The sequence below is a fragment of the Methanobrevibacter sp. UBA212 genome (assembly GCF_905233225.1).
Taxonomy (GTDB): Archaea; Methanobacteriota; Methanobacteria; order Methanobacteriales; family Methanobacteriaceae; genus Methanocatella.
Genome location: NZ_CAJODJ010000010.1, coordinates 63,173 through 81,310 on the forward strand (window position 1 = coordinate 63,173; position 18,138 = coordinate 81,310).

Here is an 18,138-nt window from a genome sequence, read left to right on the forward strand (position 1 = left end):
ATATAGATAGTGATTTTTTATGATAAGATGTGTTTCTTGTGGAGAAGAATATGATGATGATGAAGTAATCTACACCTGTGAAAAGTGTGGATCAGTGCTTGAGCTCGTCAATGAGATAGATGTTTCAAAAGACATTTTTGATGGTAGAAGAGATAACTTATGGAAATTTAAAGAGTGCATTCCTGTAGATGAGACAAAAATTGTTTCCCTTGATGAAGGAGGAACCCCATTCTGCAAATGTGACAAGTTAGGTGAAGAGCTTGGAGTCAACCTGTATGTTAAAGTTGAAGGATCAAACCCTACCGGAAGTTTCAAGGATAGGGGAATGACCGTGGGTATGACAAAAGCAATGGAATTGGGAGTTCATACTGTAGGTTGCGCTTCAACCGGTAACACTTCCGCATCACTTTCAGCTTATGCTGCCCGTGCGGGATTGAGATGTATTGTATTCCTGCCTTCAGGAAAGGTTGCATTAGGTAAATTGGCACAGGCAATGTTCCACGGCGCTGAGGTAATGTCCATCAACGGTAACTTTGATGAGGCTCTTGAAGCAATGACCGCTCTTGCATTAGAAAAACATCTTTACTTATTAAATTCAATCAACCCTTACAGACTGGAAGGGCAAAAAACTATAGGTTATGAAATCGTCCGTGATTTAGGTTGGCAGGCTCCCGATAGAGTCATTTTGCCTGTAGGTAATGCAGGTAACATTTCAGCTATCTGGAAGGGAATCAGTGAATTCTATGATGCAGGATTCATCAAAGATTTGCCGATGATGACTGGTATTCAGGCGGAAGGTGCATGTCCTGTTACAAATGCATTTAAGAAAGGAGACAGGCGTGTTGTACCTGTAGAGAATCCAGAAACCATTGCAACTGCAATACGTATTGGTGCTCCAGTCAGTGACATTAAAGCTTTAAACGCTATTTATGATTCAAATGGTTATTCAGAAACTGTAACTGATGAGGAAATCCTTGATGCACAAAAATTACTCGCAAGAACTGAGGGTATTGGTGTTGAACCGGCTTCAGCGGCTTCCATTGCAGGTCTTAAAAAACTTGTAGACCAAGGAGTAGTTGACAAGGGTGAAACAATAACTTGTGTAGTTACAGGTCACTTGCTTAAAGATCCTAACACTGCTATTGATGCATGTACACAGCCTACACAGGTTGATGCTGATATAGACACTTTAAGAGAGATTTTGATGAATAAATAAATATTGCTTTAAATCTCTTTTAATTTTAATTTTTTCTTTTAATTCTGTTATATTCGAACAAAATTTATACTTTTTTTAATTAAGCCAATATATGAAAAACATTTCCCAATATATTCATGTCACTATTTATGTTAAAATATCATGGTAAGATTTGTTGAAATTTTTTAAAATCACCGATGTAACACCAATAGATTTATATATAAGCAAATTAAAACTATTATTAACCAAGTTAAATGTGAGGTGTAATAAATGAGTGAATTACCAATTGCTCCTGTAGGCAGAGTCCTCAAAAATGCTGGTGCACAAAGAGTAAGTGATGACGCAAAAATCGCTTTAACCGAAGCAATCGAAGACTACGGTAACGAAATCGCACAAAAAGCAGTAGGATTTGCACGCCACGCAGGTAGGAAAACCGTAAAAGCTGAAGATGTAAAATTAGCAATCAAATAGATTTGTTGATGATCATTTTCTAGATAGTAATTTTTTACTATCGCTTTTACATTTTTTTTATTTTTTTGTATTATTTTTTTTAACGCAAAAATCGACTTATTTTAAGCTATTTTTACAAACATTTATATACTATACTAACCAATTTATTATTGTCTAGTTCTCTAGAATTATTTCATTAATTACTAAATTTTTATTTTTAGTTTTGCTAAAAATTATTGAAATTCAGAAGTATTTGTATTGAAAGTCTAATCCCCCTATTTTTTCTTACGGGATTATATTTAGTGATATATGAATTATTCAAGAATTAGTATTATTAAATGCTATTAGATTACTCTATAAAATAATTTGAGTGGTTTAAAGCAGTAATTAAATAATATTATGATTCAAAATGGATTATAATATCTGCCGATGGATGGCAATGCCAGATGAAAAAGGAGGTATATATTATGGCAAACATTTATGTAAAATTTGACACACCTGAAGAATTAGCTAAACAAGCTGAAGAAGCATTAGAAACCGCACAATCTACTGGTAAAGTAGCAAAAGGTACTAAAGGAGATGCAGCATTAGTTGTTATCGCAGAAGATGTTGATCCTGCTGAAATCGTTGCACACATTCCTGTATTAGCTGATGAAAAGGAAATTCCTTATGTTTACTTACCAACCAAAGAACAAGTGGGTATCGCTGCTGGTTTAACTGTTGGTACTGCTTCCGCATGTATTGTTGATGCTGGTGACGCTGAAGCTGCTGTAACTGAAATCGTAGAAAAAGTTGCTGAATTAAAAGAATAGATAAATTCTTTTAAGGATTTTTACGGTGATTTAAATGGAAGAAGGAACTCCTGCTGAAGTCATTGAAGTTTTAAAAAGAACTGGTATGACTGGTGAGGTTATGCAAATCAAATGCAGAATCCTCGATGGTAGAGACAAAGGAAGAATTTTAACAAGAAACATTATGGGTCCTGTAAGAAAAGGCGACATTTTAATGTTACTTGATACTATTAGAGAAGCTAAAGAAATTAGAACTCCTTAAGAAGGTGTAAAAGCATGAGAACTTGTTCATTCTGTAATAAAGAAATAGAAGAAGGTACAGGAAAAATGTACGTTAAAAGAGACGGTTCAATTTATTTCTTTTGTAGCAGCAAATGCGAAAAAAATATGATTAAACTCGGAAGAGTTCCAAGAAAAGTTAAATGGGTTAAACAATGATTCAAAAAAGTTTTGTAATGATGAAACCAGACGCTGTACAAAGACGTCTCATGGGTAAAATATTATCCCGTTTTGAAGATAAAGGACTTCAAATCGTAGCATGTAAATTAATTCAAATTGATGAAGATTTAGCAAAAACTCATTATGGAGAACACGCTGAAAAACCATTTTTCCCAAGTTTAGTTGAGTATATTACTTCTTCACCATGCCTTGCAATGGTAATTCAAGGAGAAGAAGCTATTACCACTATTAGAAAAATCGTTGGAGCAACCAATCCTTTAGAAGCAGATCTTGGAACAATTAGAGGAGACTTTGGTATGGATACCGGAAGAAACATTATTCATGCATCAGACGCTCCTGAATCTGCAGAAAGAGAAATTGGCCTTTTCTTTAATGAAGACGAAATTTGTGATTATCAAATTATCGATAATGACTTAATTTATGAATAAATTTAGATTTTAAAAGCATTTATTATTAAAGAAGATATTATGAAAATCAGATCCCCAATCGTATCAGTTTTAGGACATGTAGACCATGGAAAAACTACATTATTAGATTATATTAGAGGTAGTGCTATTGCTGATAAGGAAGCAGGAGGCATTACACAACATATTGGTGCTACAGAAATCCCGAATGATACAATTGAAGAAATCTGTGGGAATTTTATATCACGATTGTCTATCAAAGATTTAATACCAGGATTATTTTTCATTGATACTCCGGGTCACGCTGCATTCACCAGTTTAAGAAAACGTGGTGGCGCTTTAGCGGATTTAGCTGTTTTAATTCTTGATATTAATGATGGTTTTAAACCACAAACTTATGAGGCAATAAATATTCTTAAGATGTATAAGACTCCTTTTATTGTTGTTGCAAATAAAATCGACATGATTTTCGGTTGGGAAACACATGAAGGAGCATCCTTTAAGGAATCCTTTAATCAACAGGCTCCAAGTGTACAGCAAACTTTGGACACTAAAATTTATGAGATTGTTGGTACTCTTCACAAAGAGGGATTCCAGTCCGAAAGATTTGACAGGATCAGTAATTTCGCTTCACAAATCAGTATTATTCCGATTAGTGCTAGGTCTGGTGAAGGGATTATTGAAGTTCTGGCAATGCTTTTGGGTCTTGCTCAGGAATATTTAACAGAACAGCTTGAAATTAATGAAGATGCTCCGGCTAAAGGTACAGTACTTGAAATCAAGGAAGAAGTCGGTTTAGGTCTTACTATTGACAGTATCATTTACGATGGTGTTTTGCGAACTAATGATGAAATAGCTTTAATGACCTCTTCAAATGAGGTTTTAACAACTAAGATTAGGTCTATCTTAAGGCCACTTCCACTTGAAGAAATGAGGGATTCCAAAAAGAAATTCCAAAAGTTCGACGAAGTTGTTGCGGCTGCAGGTATTAAAATAGCTGCTCCTAATTTGGATGATGTTATTTCTGGCTCTCCTTTAAGAGTATTGAATGATGAGGAGAATGTGGAAGAGGAAATCCTAAAGGAAATTGAAGATATCACAATCAGCACTGATGATGAAGGTGTTTTGGTTAAAGCGGATACTTTAGGTTCCCTTGAAGCTATTGTTAAATTGCTTAAGGAATTGGATATTCCTATTCGTGAAGCGGACATCGGTGATGTAAATCGTAGAGATATAATCAATTCATCTATTGCTTTAAACGAAAATGATGCACACGGTGCAATCATTGCTTTCAATGTAAATGTTAACTCTAATTCTGTCGAGGATTTAGAGAATTCAGATGTTAAACTATTCCAGGGCGATGTAATCTATCAGATTATTGAAGATTATGAAGCATGGATTGATGAAATGGAACAAGCAAAGAAAAAAGCCTTTTATGATGCTATCATTAAGCCTGCTAAATTCATGTCTTTGCCTAAATTGGTTTTCCGTCAAAGCAAACCTGCTATTATTGGAATTGAATCTATTAGCGGTACAGTTAAACAAGGTCAAACATTAATCAATAAGAATGGTGACTATGTTGGTGTTATAGCCAGTATGGAAGATAAGGGCGAAACATTACCTTCTATCCCTAGAGGTCAAAGGGTGGCTATGGCAATTAAAGATGCTGTTGTTGGAAAACATTTTGATGAAGGGGACGAATTATATGTTGATGTTCCAGAAAAGCATTATAAATTCATTGAAAGGGAATTCAAGGAGAAATTAACAGAAGATGAATTTGAAACTTTATATGAATTTGTTGAAATAAAACGTAAACAAGATCCAGATTGGGGTAAATTTGGTCTTTTCGAATAATAAATTATGATTATAAAAATTATGGAGGAATACCATGGCATTCAAAATTGTTGTGTCTCAAAAAGCTGAAACTTATCAAATGGAAGTTGAAGATGCTAAAGCACTTAACGGTTTAGTCATCGGCGATGAATTTGATGGTTCTATTGTTGGTTTAGATGGTTACACTTTAAAAATAACTGGTGGTAGTGATAAAAACGGTTTCACCATGAAAAAAGATGTTCCAGGTACCAGAAGAATAAAAAGTTTATTAACTGGTGGTACAGGATATCATCCAAAAGCAGATGGTGTTAAAAGAAGAAAAACCGTTAGAGGAAACACTATTGCTGATGATATAGTACAAATCAATACTGTAGTTACTGAAGCTGGTAGCAAATCAATAGCTGATATTCTTGGTGCTGGTGAAGAAGAGGAAGAATAGTTCTACTATTTTTCTCATTACTTTAACTTATAATAAAAAGGTGGTTATCTGTGAACGTACAGTCAGATGTTAACATAGGTTTAGTTGGTCACGTAGACCACGGTAAGACTACTCTTACTAAGGCATTATCAGGTGTATGGACTGATACTCACAGTGAGGAAACAAAAAGAGGTATTTCAATTCGTTTGGGTTATGCAGACATTGAATTCAAGAAATGTCCTAACTGCGATGAACCTGAATGTTACACTACTTCTGATAAATGTGAAATCTGTGGGAGCGAAACTGAATTAATAAGAAAAGTATCTTTTGTTGATGCTCCAGGTCACGAAACTCTTATGGCAACTATGTTATCTGGTGCTGCAATTATGGATGGTGCAGTGTTAGTAATTGCTGCAAATGAGTCTTGTCCACAACCACAAACCAAAGAACATCTAATGGCACTTGATGTAATCGGTGTTAAGGATGTTATTGTAGTTCAAAATAAAATTGATATTGTTTCAAAAGAAAGAGCTATTGAAAGTTATAATGAAATCAAGGAATTTGTTAAAGGTACCTGTGCAGAGGATGCTTTAATAATACCTGTATCCGCTCAACAAGGCGCTAACATGGATATCTTAATCGAAAACATGCTCAAGCAAATTCAACCTCCTGAAAGGAACGTTGATGATACTGCATTAATGCATGTTGCAAGATCATTTGATATCAACAAACCTGGTTCCGGCGCTGATAAAATCAAAGGTGGAGTTATAGGTGGTACATTAGTTCAAGGGACTTTCAAACTTGGCGATACCATTGAAATCAGACCAGGCCCTACCAACAATGGAAAAAGGGTCACATTAAAATCAGAGATTATTGGTCTTGAAGCCAACGGTAAGCAAGTTGAAGAGATTGGTCCTGGAGGACTTGTTGGTATTGCAACCAAATTGGATCCATCCTTAACCAAATCAGATTCATTATCTGGAACCGTTGCTGGTGAAGAAGGTACATTGCCTGAAGTATTGGACGCTTTTACAATGGAAGCCAATTTACTTGACCGTGTTGTCGGTACTAAAGAGGAACGTGAAGTTGCTCCAATTAAGATTAAAGAACCATTAATGATTAATTGCGGTACTACAACTACTATTGGTGTTGTTACTTCAACCAAGAAAAACAATGTAGATGTCACTCTTAAATTGCCGGTATGCGCAAGCCCTGGTGATAGAGTCGCTTTAAGTCGTAGAGTCGGTGCTCGTTGGAGATTAATTGGTTACGGTATTATTAAGTAGAGGTAAATAATGAACTCTAAAGAAGTTGTGATTGATACCAATTTTTTTATGGTTCCTTTTCAGTTCAATGTGGATATCATCACTGAACTTGAAAATAAATTACCTTCTTATACATTAACTACTCCAAGCTTTGTTATCAATGAATTGAAGGGTTTAAAAAATAATAATAAAGGAAAAGTAAGGTTAAATGCAAATTTGGCCTTAAAATTAGCTAATTCTTCAAAAGTTGAAATAAAGGATATTTCATTACTTGAAAACGAAACTGTGGATGATGCGTTACTTAGAGTTTCAGAAGTTTTAGCTACAAACGATATTGAATTAAAAAATCGTGCAAAAGATAAAGGAATTACAGTCGTATATTTGAGGCAAAAAAAATATATTGCTGTTGAGGGTAAAATATAATATTAATTAAACTTATTAAAAAAATGAGGGATTATTTTGTATTATAAAACAAAAATTAAAGACATTGTAAGGATTCCTCCTTACAGATTTGAAGAGCCTCTCAAAGAAGTTGCAATTAAGACATTAAATGAAACCTATGAAGGTCGTTTAGACAAAAAACTCGGTTTACTCATCTGTGTTAATTCAATAGATGACATTGGTGAAGGAAAACTCATTATGGGTGATGGAGCTTCATATCATAATGTTGTTTTTGATGCTATTTTCTTTAAACCGGAGCAACATGAGATCTTTAATGGTGAAGTAATTGATATTGCAGATTATGGTGCTTTTGTTAGAATTGGAGCTATGGATGGTTTAATTCATGTTTCTCAAGTCACTGATGATTATATTAATCATGATGGTAAAAGAGGAGCTTTAATAGCAAAAGAATCTAATAAGACTTTAGGTGTTGGTGACTTAGTAAGGGCTAGAGCAGTTAGCGTTTCTATTAAAGATGAATCCACTAACAGTATGGAAAATCATAGAAATTCTAAAATTCCGCTTACTATGAGACAAAATAACTTAGGTAAATTTGAATGGATTGAAGAAGCAAAACAAAAAAGTAAGAAGGTTTAATAATGAAAGCTTGTACTGTTTGTAAAATGATTTCAAGTAAAGACCAGTGTCCTAGTTGTGGAAACCCAACTTCAGATAATTGGAGCGGTCTTTTGATTATAACTGATCCTGAAGATTCTAAGATTGCTCGCGAATTAAATATTGAAATTCCAGGCGAATATTGTTTAAGAGTAAGATAGGGTGTTTTCGTGTTAAGATTAGATGCAGAATTAAATAAAGATATAATCGTTGAGCTCAAAAAGCCTTTAGGTACATTATATCCTGACTTTGAAGATGCTATTGATGAAATCAAGGCTTCAGAGTTTTTAATTTCTGTTGGGGATGCGACTTTTGCCAATCTTACAAAATACAAATTATATCCTAATATTGGTATAATTGATAATTTAATTCAAAGAAAAAATCATACTCATGAAATTATACTTGCAAATCACATTCTAAAAGCTGACAATCCCGCCGGATGCCTTACTGATGATCTATGGGAAACCATAGGCGAGGCTCTTGAATTATCTGACAATGGCGAATGTTATGTAATTGAAGTGGCTGGGGAAGAAGATCTTGCAGTTCTTCCTTGCATCTTGATGGCAAATCCGGAAACTACCATTCTTTATGGTCAACCTAATGAAGGATTGGTGCTTTTAAAAGCTGGTGATTTAAAAAATAAAGCTCAAAAGCTTATTGACGGATTTATTAATGAATAAATTAAATGAGGTTTTATCATGGAAATTGAATTTATTGAAGAAAAAGAAAATAAATTATTTAACAGAAAGGAAATTAAATTTTATGTTGATTACGATGGAGAAGCAACTCCTAAAGTATTAGATATCAAATCTAAATTAATTGCTTTATTAAACACTAAAAAAGAATTAATCGTTGTCGACAATGTACAACCACACTACGGTGAACCTAGAGCATTAGGTTATGCTAAAGTCTACGACACTGTAGATGATTTGACTTACATTGAAACTGAACATGTAATTGCTAAAAATGCAGAACCTGAAGAAGAACCTGCTGAAGAAGAAGCAGAAGCAGAAGAATAGGTGATTTAAATGGTAAGAAAATCTGATTTATATGAAGTGGACGGAGACAAAATCGTTAGAAAAAACCAGATTTGTCCTCGTTGTGGTGAAGGCGTATTCATGGCTGACCACGGTGACAGAGTCGCTTGCGGTAAATGCGGATACACCGAAATGAAAAAATAGATTTTTTCAAATCTTTTTATTTCTTTTTTTATTTATTTTATTTTCAATTATTTTTCAGAAGGGATTTTTTTGGATAATATTAGAAGCGGTCGTTTTAAAACTGGAATGACTGATGAAGCAGCTATTTATACTTCATCACTTGAAGCGGATAAACTTCTTTTTGAAGCTGATATCAAAACTAATTTTGCACATACTTCAATGTTAAAGCATGAGGGAATCATTGATGAAGGAATTGCAGATAATATTTTATGCGCTCTTGACAGCCTTAAAGAGGAGGGCTACGAAGCATTGGTATTTGATCCTTCAGTTGAAGATGTTCACATGGCTATTGAAAACTATGTAACTTCTAAAATCGGCCCTGAAGCGGGTTTTATGCACACTGCCAAATCACGTAACGATCAGGTTGCATGTGATGTCAGATTGGTTTTAAGGCAAAAAATCACAGAGCTTCAGATTGGCATTTTGGAATTCATTGAAGGAATAAATGAGATGGCCGGCGAGCATTTGGAAGATGTTTTCATCGGTTTCACTCACCTGCAGCATGCTCAACCGATTACCATTGCACATCATTTGATGGCTCATGTGCAAGCATTAAAAAGGGATTATGAACGTTTTGAGGATACTTATAAGCGTGTTAATTTAAACCCATTAGGTTCAGCTGCAATGGCAACCACCAGCTTTCCAATCAACAGGCAGTTGACCACTGACTTGCTCGGTTTTGACGCATATCTTGAAAATTCAATGGATGGGGTTTCAGCAAGGGACTTCATTGCCGAAGCGGTATTTGATATGGTTTCACTTTGCACCACATTGTCCAAAATCTGTGAAGAGCTGGTTTTATGGAGCACCTATGAATTCGGAGTCATTGAAATGGCTGATGAATATTCATCAACTTCTTCTATTATGCCTCAAAAGAAAAATCCTGATGTTGCAGAGCTTGCAAGGGGAAAATGTACAATTGTCAATGGTGAATTGGTAACAATTTTGACAATCCTGAAAGCAATTCCTTATACATATAACAGGGATTTGCAGGAAATCACTCCGCATTTGTGGAATTCAATTAAGGTAACTCAGGATACATTGTCCATTGTAACCAAAATGCTTCTTTCCGTTGAGTTCAAAATCGACAGATGCGCTGAGCTTGCAGGTAAAAACTTTGCAACTGCAACCGACCTTGCAGACATCATGGTTCGTGAAAAGGAAATACCATTCAGAACCGCTCATAAGATTGTTGGAAGGATTGTTAATGAAGCCACAGCAAATGACATGGCCGAAGAGGACATCACTTCCGCATTCATTGATGATGTTGCAGTTGATTTAGGTTTTGATGAACTGAATTTGTCAGATGATTTGATTCAAAATGCTTTAAATCCTGCCGAAAATGTCAGAATCAGATCCGTTCCGGGAGGTCCTGCACCTGAAATGGTTGAAATGGCAAGGGATAATATTAAATCATTCTTAAATGATGAATTCGAAAAGAAAGGAATTTAAACATTCCTATATTTTTTTTAGTTTTAAAATTTTTTAGGTTTACCTAAAATTTAAATAGTCTAAGTTACAAAAATAGTATTGCCAACATAATCACTGGTTATGTGGCACAGTGAGATGTTAGTAGAATTACTTAATAAATTATTAAGTAAGGCTCAGCTTCTATTAATATCTCACATCTATTTATTTTGCCTTATTGAAACTCCAAATTAAGTCAAGAGCTTCACCAGGCTCCAGTGCGCCTGAACGGGTTTCTCTCAATATTCTTTGAATCGAGAATTTTCTCATATGTGGAAATTTTTTGTGAACTTCATAAAGCAGCGGACAGCCAAATCCTTTGAATGTCTGCAAATCATAGTTTCTGATTAAGGATTTAATCTCTTGCTTGCCGACACTTAAACTTGCTGGAAGGTTCAGGCGATATAATGAATCCTCCTGTAAATTTATGCATTGGCTACCTGTTGCAAGCATATCACCGAATATAATTATTGGAATTTCATTGTCTTTTGCGTAGTGCTTCACTAGTTGACCGGTGTTTTTGGAGCATCTTCCGCAAGGATGAACATTGCCTGTGAAAGATTCGCCGATGACATCTGAATAATCGGCTTCAATATACTTATGTTTAATGCCTAATGATTCAACCAAAACCTTGATGTTCTTTTTGAATTGGTTCGGAAGAATTATGGTTCCCGGATCAACCGTAACCGCCACAGGATTAAAACCAAGCTTTTTGGCTAGAATAAGTGAAAAGCTACTGTCCACACCACCCGAAAGTGCAACGACGGCTTCAATTTTTGAAGATTCTTCAAACTCGTTTTCGCTGAAATATTTGTCGAAATTGAAACTGTAGATATTTTCCAGTTTGCAGTCAATGGTTCTTTCCAGGTTTTTCAGTCCAGAAGAATCTAAATTGACGTTATGCACTGTCTTTTTGGATAATTTCAATTTATAATTCTTGTTTAAAAAGTCCCCATATGACTCAACATGTATACTGTCAAGGCCCAGTTTCTCTTTGAGTTTGCCGACAACCCAACCGCCTTTTCCAATTATCGCTGATTTATCAGGCCTGTCTTCTGTAATAATCCACATTTCATTGTTTTCAAGGTAAATCTCCTCAATGAAAATATTCACTTCATCATGACCTATTTCAGCTCTAATGGCATTTACTTCATTTAAAATAAATTCTTTAGTATACATCTAATAATTATCTTTAATTTAGAAACTTTTAAAGATTTCTTAAAACATATATTACATTGAGGGAACTAAATGGAATATAGAAAGTTAGGAAACACCAATATTGAAGTATCTGAAATAGCTTTTGGGGCTGAATTTTTAGTGGAAAGACCTTATGAGGATACTGAAGCATTAATTAAGGCCTGTGAGGAAAACGGAATTAATTTTGTCGACTGTTGGATGAGCGAGCCTGATGTGCGCTCACACTTGGGCCGTGCAATCAAGCCGAATCGTGAAAACTGGGTGATTCAGGGCCATATCGGTTCGATCTGGCAAAACAACCAGTATGTAAGAACACGTGATATGGAAAAGGTAATCCCTGCCTTTGAGGATTTCATGGAAAGGTTTCAAATCGACACCCTTGATTTCGGTATGATTCACTATGTCGACCAGATTGAGGATTATGACAACATAATGAACGGCCCGTTCATCGAATATGTGAGAAAGCTAAAGGATGAAGGGACAATAGCACATATCGGGCTCAGCACCCATAATCCTGATATTGGTCTTTTGGCAGCCAAAAATCCTGAAATCGAGCTTTTGATGTTTTCAATCAATCCGGCATTTGACATGTTTGGAGCAATGGAGGATATTGAAGAGTATCGAAAGGAGGATGCCTATGACAATGATTTTTCCTCAATCAATCCTTTAAGGGCAGAAATTTATGAGTTATGCGAAAAAAACGGCACTGCATTAACTGTAATGAAAGGATTTGCAGGAGGAAATTTGCTGGCTGATGACACTTCCCCATTTGGAGTGGCGCTGACACCTGTCCAATGCATTCATTATTCTTTGGAGCAAAAAGGAGTGTCAAGCATTTTTGTCGGTGTCAAGACAGTTGACGAATTAAACGAATCCCTGAAATATTGTACAGCAAGCGAAGCGGAAAAGGATTACACTGAAGTTCTGAAAAATGCGCCAAAACATTCATTCAAAGGCCAATGCACATATTGTGGGCATTGCCAGCCATGCAGTACCGGAATAGATATAGAAATGGTGAATAAACTGTTTGACCTTGCAAAAAACCATGATGAAGTTCCGGCTAGTGTACAGGAACATTATAATAACCTGAAATATAATGCGACTGACTGTATCGCTTGCGGAGACTGTGAACTGAGATGTCCATTTGATGTTCATATTGTCGATGTGATGTTGGATTCGCAGGATTTGTTCGGATTTTGATAATGTTTATACTTGGAGGAAACAAAACTATTAAGTGATTATTATGGCTTATGAAATTAAAAACAAAAAAAATATATCAACAATTGGTGTACATGCGGGCCAGGAAGAAGTTGATGAAACCGGTTCAAGAGTAACACCAATCTATCAGACTACATCTTATGTATTTGACTCACCCGAACAGGCTGCAAACAGATTTGCGCTTAAAGAGGGAGGAAACATTTATACCAGGTTAACCAACCCTACAACTGAGGCATTTGAAAAGAGGATGGCTGCTATTGAAGGGGGAACTGCAGCATATGCAACCGCTTCCGGAATGTCAGCAATTTTTTATGCAATAATTAACCTGACCCAGGTTGGGGACAATATTGTTTCAGCGGATAACCTCTATGGCGGAACATATGAGCTGTTCGAAAACACTTTAGAAGAACTGGGACGGACAGTTACATTTGTCGATTCACAATCTCCCGAATTGTTTGAAGAGGCTATAGACGATAAGACAAAAGCCATTTATGTGGAATCAATTGGAAATCCCAAATTGGATATTCCTGATTTTGACAGGTTGGCTGAAATTGCACATTCACATGGAGTTCCATTGATTGCTGACAATACCGTTGGAATCGGTTCCGTAAGGCCTTTTGACCATGGGGCAGATATCATATCATCATCTGCAACAAAATACATTGGAGGTCACGGCACCACTCTTGGCGGAATCATCATCGAAAAGGGCGATTTCGACTGGATGAACGGCAAGTTTCCAACATTGTCAGAGCCTGATGCAACATATAACGGGTTGGTATTTGCTGAGACTTTCAGAGGAGCTGCCTTTACAACAAGAATCAGGGCAGTTGTCGGAAGGGACACCGGTGCCGTTCCGTCACCATTCGGTTCATTCCTTTTGTTGCAGGGTCTTGAGACTCTGGGCTTAAGGATTGAAAGGCATGCTTCAAATGCAATGGCTGTTGCACAACACCTTGAAGCTCATCCTAAGGTTGCTTGGGTAACATATTCCGGTTTGGAATCTTCCCCAAACCACGAAGTCGCTAAAAAGTATGCTGAAAAGGGTTATGGAGGAATAGTGTCATTCGGTCTTAAGGCAGGTTATGATGGTGCTTTGAAATTCATTGAAAATGTCGAGTTATTGTCATTTTTGGCAAATATTGGAGACGCTAAATCGCTGGTCGTTCATCCTGCATCAACTACTCACTCCCAGCTGTCTGAAGAACAGCAATTGTCCACTGGTGTAACTCCTGATTTAATCAGGTTTTCAGTTGGTATTGAGGATATCGAAGATATATTGGCTGATGTTGACCAGGCATTGGATAAAGTCTAAACATGGAAGTTTTTTAAACTTCCCATTTTTTTCTTTTTCAAAGATAATCATAAAAATTAAAAAGACTTTTTAACTTTTAATACTAAATATATTATATTGGTGATAAGATGGATTTTGATGAAAGACGTATCGATTTAGTTAAAACTTCTATTAAAAATGTTAATTCCGGTCAGAAAATCATTTCAAAATCATTGGATAATAAGGTTCATGTTCATTGGCCAAAAGAAGATGAATATTTAGGCAATGAATCAATTTTAGACCATTTGACATGTGATGATGCTAATTGGGCTTATGAATATCTTGGCGAAGCGGTTGTTGAACGCCAGGTGCCTGGTGATGGACAAAAGGCTCACGGCGGTGATATTGAAACCGAGGACGTGAAGGTTGTCAAACTTAGGGTCACAACAGGTAGGGATGAAAATCCATTAATAGATCTTGCTTTGAATCATCCTGAATCTCATGTAAGGATAGCTGCAATTAAAAAAATCGTCAATCCTGCTGTTTTAACCAGTATAATTACTAAAGATGATGAGGATAAAGAGGTTAAAAAAGCTTGTTTGAATAGATTGGATGAGTTATACGTAGAATAAGGTATTATGACATCCTATGATGTTATTGAACTCATTAAACGTTCGGACAATCAGGAAGAAATAATTGATATAGCTCAAAATGATTCCGATTGGCATATCCGCCAATTTGCAGTTGCCTATATTGAAGATGAGGAAGCATTAAAAGATATTTTAATCAACGATTCCATTAATTCCGTATCCATTAAGGCTATGGAGCAGATTAGTGATATAGATTTTTTAATAGATGTCTGCTTGAACAATCCTTTTTCACATATCCGTCTTGCAACTCTAAATCGGATAATCGATGAATCTCTGCTTTTACCGTCTGATTTAACAAGTCTTTTAAATGATGTTGCTTTAAATGACCCAAATGAATTCATAGTTAAGCTGGCAGTTGAAAACACTAATTTTAATAATCCTGAAGTCATAATGGCCATTGCTGAGTCGGGGCGTGATGTTGAAATCAGAAAATTGGCCGTTTCCAAAATCACTGATGAGAATGCTTTATCTGATTTTGCATTAAATGATTTAGATGTTTTCATACGCAGGGAAGCCATCTTAAACCCTAATTTATCTAATTTTGATATCCTGAGTGACGTGATAAGAAATGATGATGACGGATTCAATCGCCACTGGGCATGTGAAAAGATAACTGATAAGGATTATCTGGTCAAACTAATTTTTAATAAGTCATTTTACCATCGTTTGGATGATTTGTCACTTAATTCTAATTTGAATTGTGAAGAGTACTTTAAAGAGGTTTATGAAACTTGTGGTGATGAGTATCATCGTCTTGTTTCGGCATATCTTATTCATGATGAAATCTATTTATCTAATATTGTTTTAAATGAATCTGATGATAAAATCCGACTACAGGCTATAAAAAACAAGCATTTTTCAAACCAGAAAATCTTAAAAGAATTGATTTTAAGTGAATACAATCCGGATATTGTTTTTTGTGCGATTTTAAAAATTAATGATGAAGATGCGCTGATAAATTATATCAAAAGACATTTGAATGATGACAAAGCCACTTTACAGGCAATTTTGCAGGTTAATGATGTTGAATTATTAAAGGAATTGTCACGGCATTTAAATCCAAAAATACGTCTTTATGCGATCAAATCATTTTCAAATAATTTCAAAGATGAATACAATTCCATTTTAAAAGATATTGCTTTGAGAGATGAAAGCAAAAATGTATGTCTTGAAGCGACTGGGGCAATAACCAATCCTTATGATTTGATGGAGATAGCTGATAAAAATGATGATTGTGACATCAGAGCTTTGGCATTAAATCTCATTCCTGCTTCCAGATTATTGGATGGCTTTTTGTTTGTCCATAATTCAAATAGGCAATCACTGGACTTCAAGCAAAAGCTAAAATCATTGGCCTTAAATGAAAAGGATGATGAAACCAGGCATATTGCAATTTCCAAACTTGATGACAAGGAAACTTTAGACAGTATTGCCTCTCTTGAAAATGATGATTCTGAATTCGCAAAAAGAAGACTGGACTCTCTTTTTGAAGATATTAAGAGAATTGATAATGATCTTCTACTTAAAAAACTAATTTCATCAAAAGACAGTGATGTTTCCTATATTGCTCAAAAGACATTTGATGACTGGATTGACAGCCAGAAGCACATAGATGAAATCAGCCGGATTTCAGACATTGAAAAACTGAAATCAATTATTAATGACGACTTTAATTATTATGTTAGATGTGAAGCTGAAGGAAGGCTTGAAAGGTTACTGTTCAACATCAGACTGGATGAAATCAATGAGAAGTCAAATCAGGACAAATTGATCGATATAGTAAAAGACGAGACCTTTCCACTTGAAATTAGAAATAAGGCACTTTCAAGAGTCAATGACCTTAAATTCAAGGAAAGCTATAAAATTTTGTTAGATTAATAATTATGAGGTTATCTCTTTTTCATGGAGATTATCCAATATTTCCAATTGGTATGGTTTTACCTTGTCATAGTTCTGTGGTGTTTTTAAAAGTTCATCAAAGCAGGATAGGGAGTCATTGAATTCTTTTATTCTTCTTAATACGATTGCCTTGTTAAAAAGGGCATGAATGTAGTTTTCATTAATGCTTAAACATTTATTGAAGCATTCAATTGATTCTTCGAATCTGTCAAATAGGAACAATACGCAGCCTTTCTGGTTTAATGTGTCAATGTCCTCTTCATCGTCATCTAAAATGATATTCATAATGGTCAGTGCCTGCTTTGGATCCTTTTCAATCAACAGCAGTCTCAAGCTTTTTATTTTTAGCTGGTCATTTCGTGAATCTCCCTTTTCAGGAGTTTTTATCATCAATTCGTTTTGTAAGATTGCTTTGACTTCATTGATTAAAGCTTGAACGGACTTTTTGCAGGACCTGTCTGATTTAATTGCATTTTCATAGCAATCTAATGCATCCCATAATTTGCAGTTATTTTTATAGTCGGTGCCTTTTTTAATTAATTCATTTGTTTCAGGAGAGTAGTCCATATTGATTCCAATCTTATCACCGATCAGCTCATTTATTTCATTTTTGAGAATTTTTATGATGTTGCTCAAATCGGGATTAATTTCAATCGCCTTATCATAATAAATCAGTGACTGGTTGTAATCTTTTCTGCATTTACAGATTATTCCCTTACTTATAAATGCAGAGGGGCTTTGTTTAATGGATAATGAATAGTCAAAATAGTTTTCCGCTTCGTTCATATGATTTAATTTCATTAATGAGGATCCTTTCCCATTAATGGCCTCAATGTTTTCAGGTTCGATTTCTAAAATTTCATCAAAAATAGTTATCGCCCTTTCTGTATCGTTTTGCATATAATACAATGCTTCATCTATTTTATCATTAATTTCATTAGTTTTCATTTTAATTCCATCAAATCGTTTTTCAATAAAGTTTTTGAAATATTAAAGTAAAACGGGGGTCGTTTGAAAAAATAGCATCAAATACTGTTAAATCAGTTTTACTATGAGTATTTTGACAGGAATATTGTAGACTATTTTTTGCCATTTTTCAAACACCTATTATGAATTTATAGTGCATTAGTATTAAATCGCATAAAGCAATTTCTTTCATTAAGTGAAAAAAATTTAGGATATGTTGCCCTCAATAACTTATGAATCAGTGACTTTTCACAGATTTTCTTTTATGAAACTGGATGTTTCGTCGAAATACTGTATTGTTTTTAAAACTAATGTCATTTTTAGCTGAATCATTCTGAAAAATAATATATATGGTTCAATTCAATAGTATCTAAAGTTTT

General features: G+C 35.0%; 22 protein-coding genes. 20 read left to right on the forward strand and 2 right to left on the reverse strand.

Annotation, left to right across the window (positions count from 1 at the left end; translation table 11 throughout):
• Positions 1–19 precede the first annotated feature (19 nt).
• From thrC to argH, 16 genes are all read left to right on the forward strand, one after another.
• The gene (thrC, locus tag QZ138_RS03400) at positions 20–1,216 is read left to right on the forward strand and encodes a threonine synthase (protein ID WP_292600063.1); all 1,197 of its coding nucleotides are present in this window, start codon (positions 20–22) and stop codon (positions 1,214–1,216) included.
• Positions 1,217–1,465: 249 nt separating this feature from the next.
• Positions 1,466–1,666 carry a histone family protein gene (locus QZ138_RS03405; RefSeq protein WP_292886231.1) on the forward strand — a complete coding sequence of 67 codons (201 nt, stop codon included), beginning with the start codon at positions 1,466–1,468 and terminating at the stop codon, positions 1,664–1,666.
• Between the two features lie 446 nt (positions 1,667–2,112).
• Positions 2,113–2,457, forward strand: coding sequence for a ribosomal L7Ae/L30e/S12e/Gadd45 family protein (locus QZ138_RS03410; protein WP_292886234.1), 345 nt, complete (start codon positions 2,113–2,115; stop codon positions 2,455–2,457).
• Between the two features lie 34 nt (positions 2,458–2,491).
• Complete coding sequence (locus QZ138_RS03415) at positions 2,492–2,698, forward strand: 30S ribosomal protein S28e (RefSeq protein ID WP_292801795.1); 207 nt, start codon at positions 2,492–2,494, stop codon at positions 2,696–2,698.
• A 14-nt stretch (positions 2,699–2,712) separates the two neighbouring features.
• A complete protein-coding gene (locus QZ138_RS03420; protein ID WP_292886237.1) occupies positions 2,713–2,874 on the forward strand; it encodes a 50S ribosomal protein L24e in 162 nt (53 codons plus the stop codon).
• The gene (gene ndk / locus QZ138_RS03425) at positions 2,871–3,323 is read left to right on the forward strand and encodes a nucleoside-diphosphate kinase (protein ID WP_292603960.1); all 453 of its coding nucleotides are present in this window, start codon (positions 2,871–2,873) and stop codon (positions 3,321–3,323) included. The genes QZ138_RS03420 and ndk overlap by 4 nt, the downstream gene beginning before the upstream one ends.
• Before the next feature lie 39 nt (positions 3,324–3,362).
• Complete coding sequence (infB, locus tag QZ138_RS03430) at positions 3,363–5,153, forward strand: translation initiation factor IF-2 (RefSeq protein WP_292886240.1); 1,791 nt, start codon at positions 3,363–3,365, stop codon at positions 5,151–5,153.
• A 34-nt stretch (positions 5,154–5,187) separates the two neighbouring features.
• Positions 5,188–5,571 (forward strand): 30S ribosomal protein S6e, encoded by a 384-nt coding sequence (locus tag QZ138_RS03435; RefSeq protein ID WP_292603963.1) that lies wholly within the window; start codon positions 5,188–5,190, stop codon positions 5,569–5,571.
• A gap of 50 nt (positions 5,572–5,621) precedes the next feature.
• Entirely contained in the window at positions 5,622–6,836 is a 1,215-nt protein-coding gene (locus QZ138_RS03440) for a translation initiation factor IF-2 subunit gamma (RefSeq protein WP_292886243.1), read from the forward strand.
• 9 nt (positions 6,837–6,845) lie between these two features.
• Positions 6,846–7,238, forward strand: a complete 393-nt coding sequence (locus tag QZ138_RS03445; protein ID WP_292603969.1) for a PIN domain-containing protein — start codon at positions 6,846–6,848, stop codon at positions 7,236–7,238.
• 36 nt (positions 7,239–7,274) lie between these two features.
• Positions 7,275–7,853: a DNA-directed RNA polymerase gene (locus QZ138_RS03450; RefSeq protein ID WP_292886246.1), complete on the forward strand. Its 579-nt coding sequence runs from the start codon at positions 7,275–7,277 to the stop codon at positions 7,851–7,853.
• A 2-nt stretch (positions 7,854–7,855) separates the two neighbouring features.
• Positions 7,856–8,032, forward strand: a complete 177-nt coding sequence (gene spt4, locus QZ138_RS03455; protein ID WP_292886249.1) for a transcription elongation factor subunit Spt4 — start codon at positions 7,856–7,858, stop codon at positions 8,030–8,032.
• A 9-nt stretch (positions 8,033–8,041) separates the two neighbouring features.
• Entirely contained in the window at positions 8,042–8,551 is a 510-nt protein-coding gene (locus QZ138_RS03460) for a GTP-dependent dephospho-CoA kinase family protein (protein ID WP_292886252.1), read from the forward strand.
• Positions 8,552–8,569: 18 nt separating this feature from the next.
• Positions 8,570–8,890 (forward strand): 30S ribosomal protein S24e, encoded by a 321-nt coding sequence (locus QZ138_RS03465; RefSeq protein WP_292603977.1) that lies wholly within the window; start codon positions 8,570–8,572, stop codon positions 8,888–8,890.
• 9 nt (positions 8,891–8,899) lie between these two features.
• The gene (locus tag QZ138_RS03470; RefSeq protein WP_067042875.1) at positions 8,900–9,052 is read left to right on the forward strand and encodes a 30S ribosomal protein S27ae; all 153 of its coding nucleotides are present in this window, start codon (positions 8,900–8,902) and stop codon (positions 9,050–9,052) included.
• A gap of 69 nt (positions 9,053–9,121) precedes the next feature.
• The gene (gene argH / locus QZ138_RS03475; protein WP_292886255.1) at positions 9,122–10,543 is read left to right on the forward strand and encodes an argininosuccinate lyase; all 1,422 of its coding nucleotides are present in this window, start codon (positions 9,122–9,124) and stop codon (positions 10,541–10,543) included.
• A 180-nt stretch (positions 10,544–10,723) separates the two neighbouring features.
• Here the strand turns inward: argH and QZ138_RS03480 are convergent, their stop codons facing one another.
• Positions 10,724–11,737 carry a 7-cyano-7-deazaguanine synthase gene (locus QZ138_RS03480; protein ID WP_292886258.1) on the reverse strand — a complete coding sequence of 338 codons (1,014 nt, stop codon included), beginning with the start codon at positions 11,735–11,737 and terminating at the stop codon, positions 10,724–10,726.
• Positions 11,738–11,806: 69 nt separating this feature from the next.
• Between QZ138_RS03480 and QZ138_RS03485 the strand changes: the two genes are divergently transcribed.
• From QZ138_RS03485 to QZ138_RS03500, 4 genes are all read left to right on the forward strand, one after another.
• Positions 11,807–12,955, forward strand: a complete 1,149-nt coding sequence (locus tag QZ138_RS03485; protein WP_292886261.1) for an aldo/keto reductase — start codon at positions 11,807–11,809, stop codon at positions 12,953–12,955.
• Between the two features lie 43 nt (positions 12,956–12,998).
• Positions 12,999–14,285: an O-acetylhomoserine aminocarboxypropyltransferase/cysteine synthase family protein gene (locus tag QZ138_RS03490; protein ID WP_292886264.1), complete on the forward strand. Its 1,287-nt coding sequence runs from the start codon at positions 12,999–13,001 to the stop codon at positions 14,283–14,285.
• 107 nt (positions 14,286–14,392) lie between these two features.
• Positions 14,393–14,875, forward strand: coding sequence for a hypothetical protein (locus tag QZ138_RS03495; protein ID WP_292604018.1), 483 nt, complete (start codon positions 14,393–14,395; stop codon positions 14,873–14,875).
• A gap of 6 nt (positions 14,876–14,881) precedes the next feature.
• Positions 14,882–16,771: a hypothetical protein gene (locus tag QZ138_RS03500; RefSeq protein ID WP_292886267.1), complete on the forward strand. Its 1,890-nt coding sequence runs from the start codon at positions 14,882–14,884 to the stop codon at positions 16,769–16,771.
• Between the two features lie 3 nt (positions 16,772–16,774).
• Here the strand turns inward: QZ138_RS03500 and QZ138_RS03505 are convergent, their stop codons facing one another.
• Positions 16,775–17,740 (reverse strand): hypothetical protein, encoded by a 966-nt coding sequence (locus QZ138_RS03505; protein WP_292886270.1) that lies wholly within the window; start codon positions 17,738–17,740, stop codon positions 16,775–16,777.
• Positions 17,741–18,138: the final 398 nt, after the last annotated feature.

Coding starts and splice junctions, on each gene's coding strand:
- thrC (WP_292600063.1), top strand. CDS start 20: ATGATAAGATGTGTTTCTTGTGGAGAAGAATATGATGATGATGAAGTA.
- QZ138_RS03405 (WP_292886231.1), top strand. CDS start 1,466: ATGAGTGAATTACCAATTGCTCCTGTAGGCAGAGTCCTCAAAAATGCT.
- QZ138_RS03410 (WP_292886234.1), top strand. CDS start 2,113: ATGGCAAACATTTATGTAAAATTTGACACACCTGAAGAATTAGCTAAA.
- QZ138_RS03415 (WP_292801795.1), top strand. CDS start 2,492: ATGGAAGAAGGAACTCCTGCTGAAGTCATTGAAGTTTTAAAAAGAACT.
- QZ138_RS03420 (WP_292886237.1), top strand. CDS start 2,713: ATGAGAACTTGTTCATTCTGTAATAAAGAAATAGAAGAAGGTACAGGA.
- ndk (WP_292603960.1), top strand. CDS start 2,871: ATGATTCAAAAAAGTTTTGTAATGATGAAACCAGACGCTGTACAAAGA.
- infB (WP_292886240.1), top strand. CDS start 3,363: ATGAAAATCAGATCCCCAATCGTATCAGTTTTAGGACATGTAGACCAT.
- QZ138_RS03435 (WP_292603963.1), top strand. CDS start 5,188: ATGGCATTCAAAATTGTTGTGTCTCAAAAAGCTGAAACTTATCAAATG.
- QZ138_RS03445 (WP_292603969.1), top strand. CDS start 6,846: ATGAACTCTAAAGAAGTTGTGATTGATACCAATTTTTTTATGGTTCCT.
- spt4 (WP_292886249.1), top strand. CDS start 7,856: ATGAAAGCTTGTACTGTTTGTAAAATGATTTCAAGTAAAGACCAGTGT.
- QZ138_RS03465 (WP_292603977.1), top strand. CDS start 8,570: ATGGAAATTGAATTTATTGAAGAAAAAGAAAATAAATTATTTAACAGA.
- QZ138_RS03470 (WP_067042875.1), top strand. CDS start 8,900: ATGGTAAGAAAATCTGATTTATATGAAGTGGACGGAGACAAAATCGTT.
- QZ138_RS03480 (WP_292886258.1), bottom strand. CDS start 11,737: ATGTATACTAAAGAATTTATTTTAAATGAAGTAAATGCCATTAGAGCT.
- QZ138_RS03485 (WP_292886261.1), top strand. CDS start 11,807: ATGGAATATAGAAAGTTAGGAAACACCAATATTGAAGTATCTGAAATA.
- QZ138_RS03490 (WP_292886264.1), top strand. CDS start 12,999: ATGGCTTATGAAATTAAAAACAAAAAAAATATATCAACAATTGGTGTA.
- QZ138_RS03495 (WP_292604018.1), top strand. CDS start 14,393: ATGGATTTTGATGAAAGACGTATCGATTTAGTTAAAACTTCTATTAAA.
- QZ138_RS03500 (WP_292886267.1), top strand. CDS start 14,882: ATGACATCCTATGATGTTATTGAACTCATTAAACGTTCGGACAATCAG.
- QZ138_RS03505 (WP_292886270.1), bottom strand. CDS start 17,740: ATGAAAACTAATGAAATTAATGATAAAATAGATGAAGCATTGTATTAT.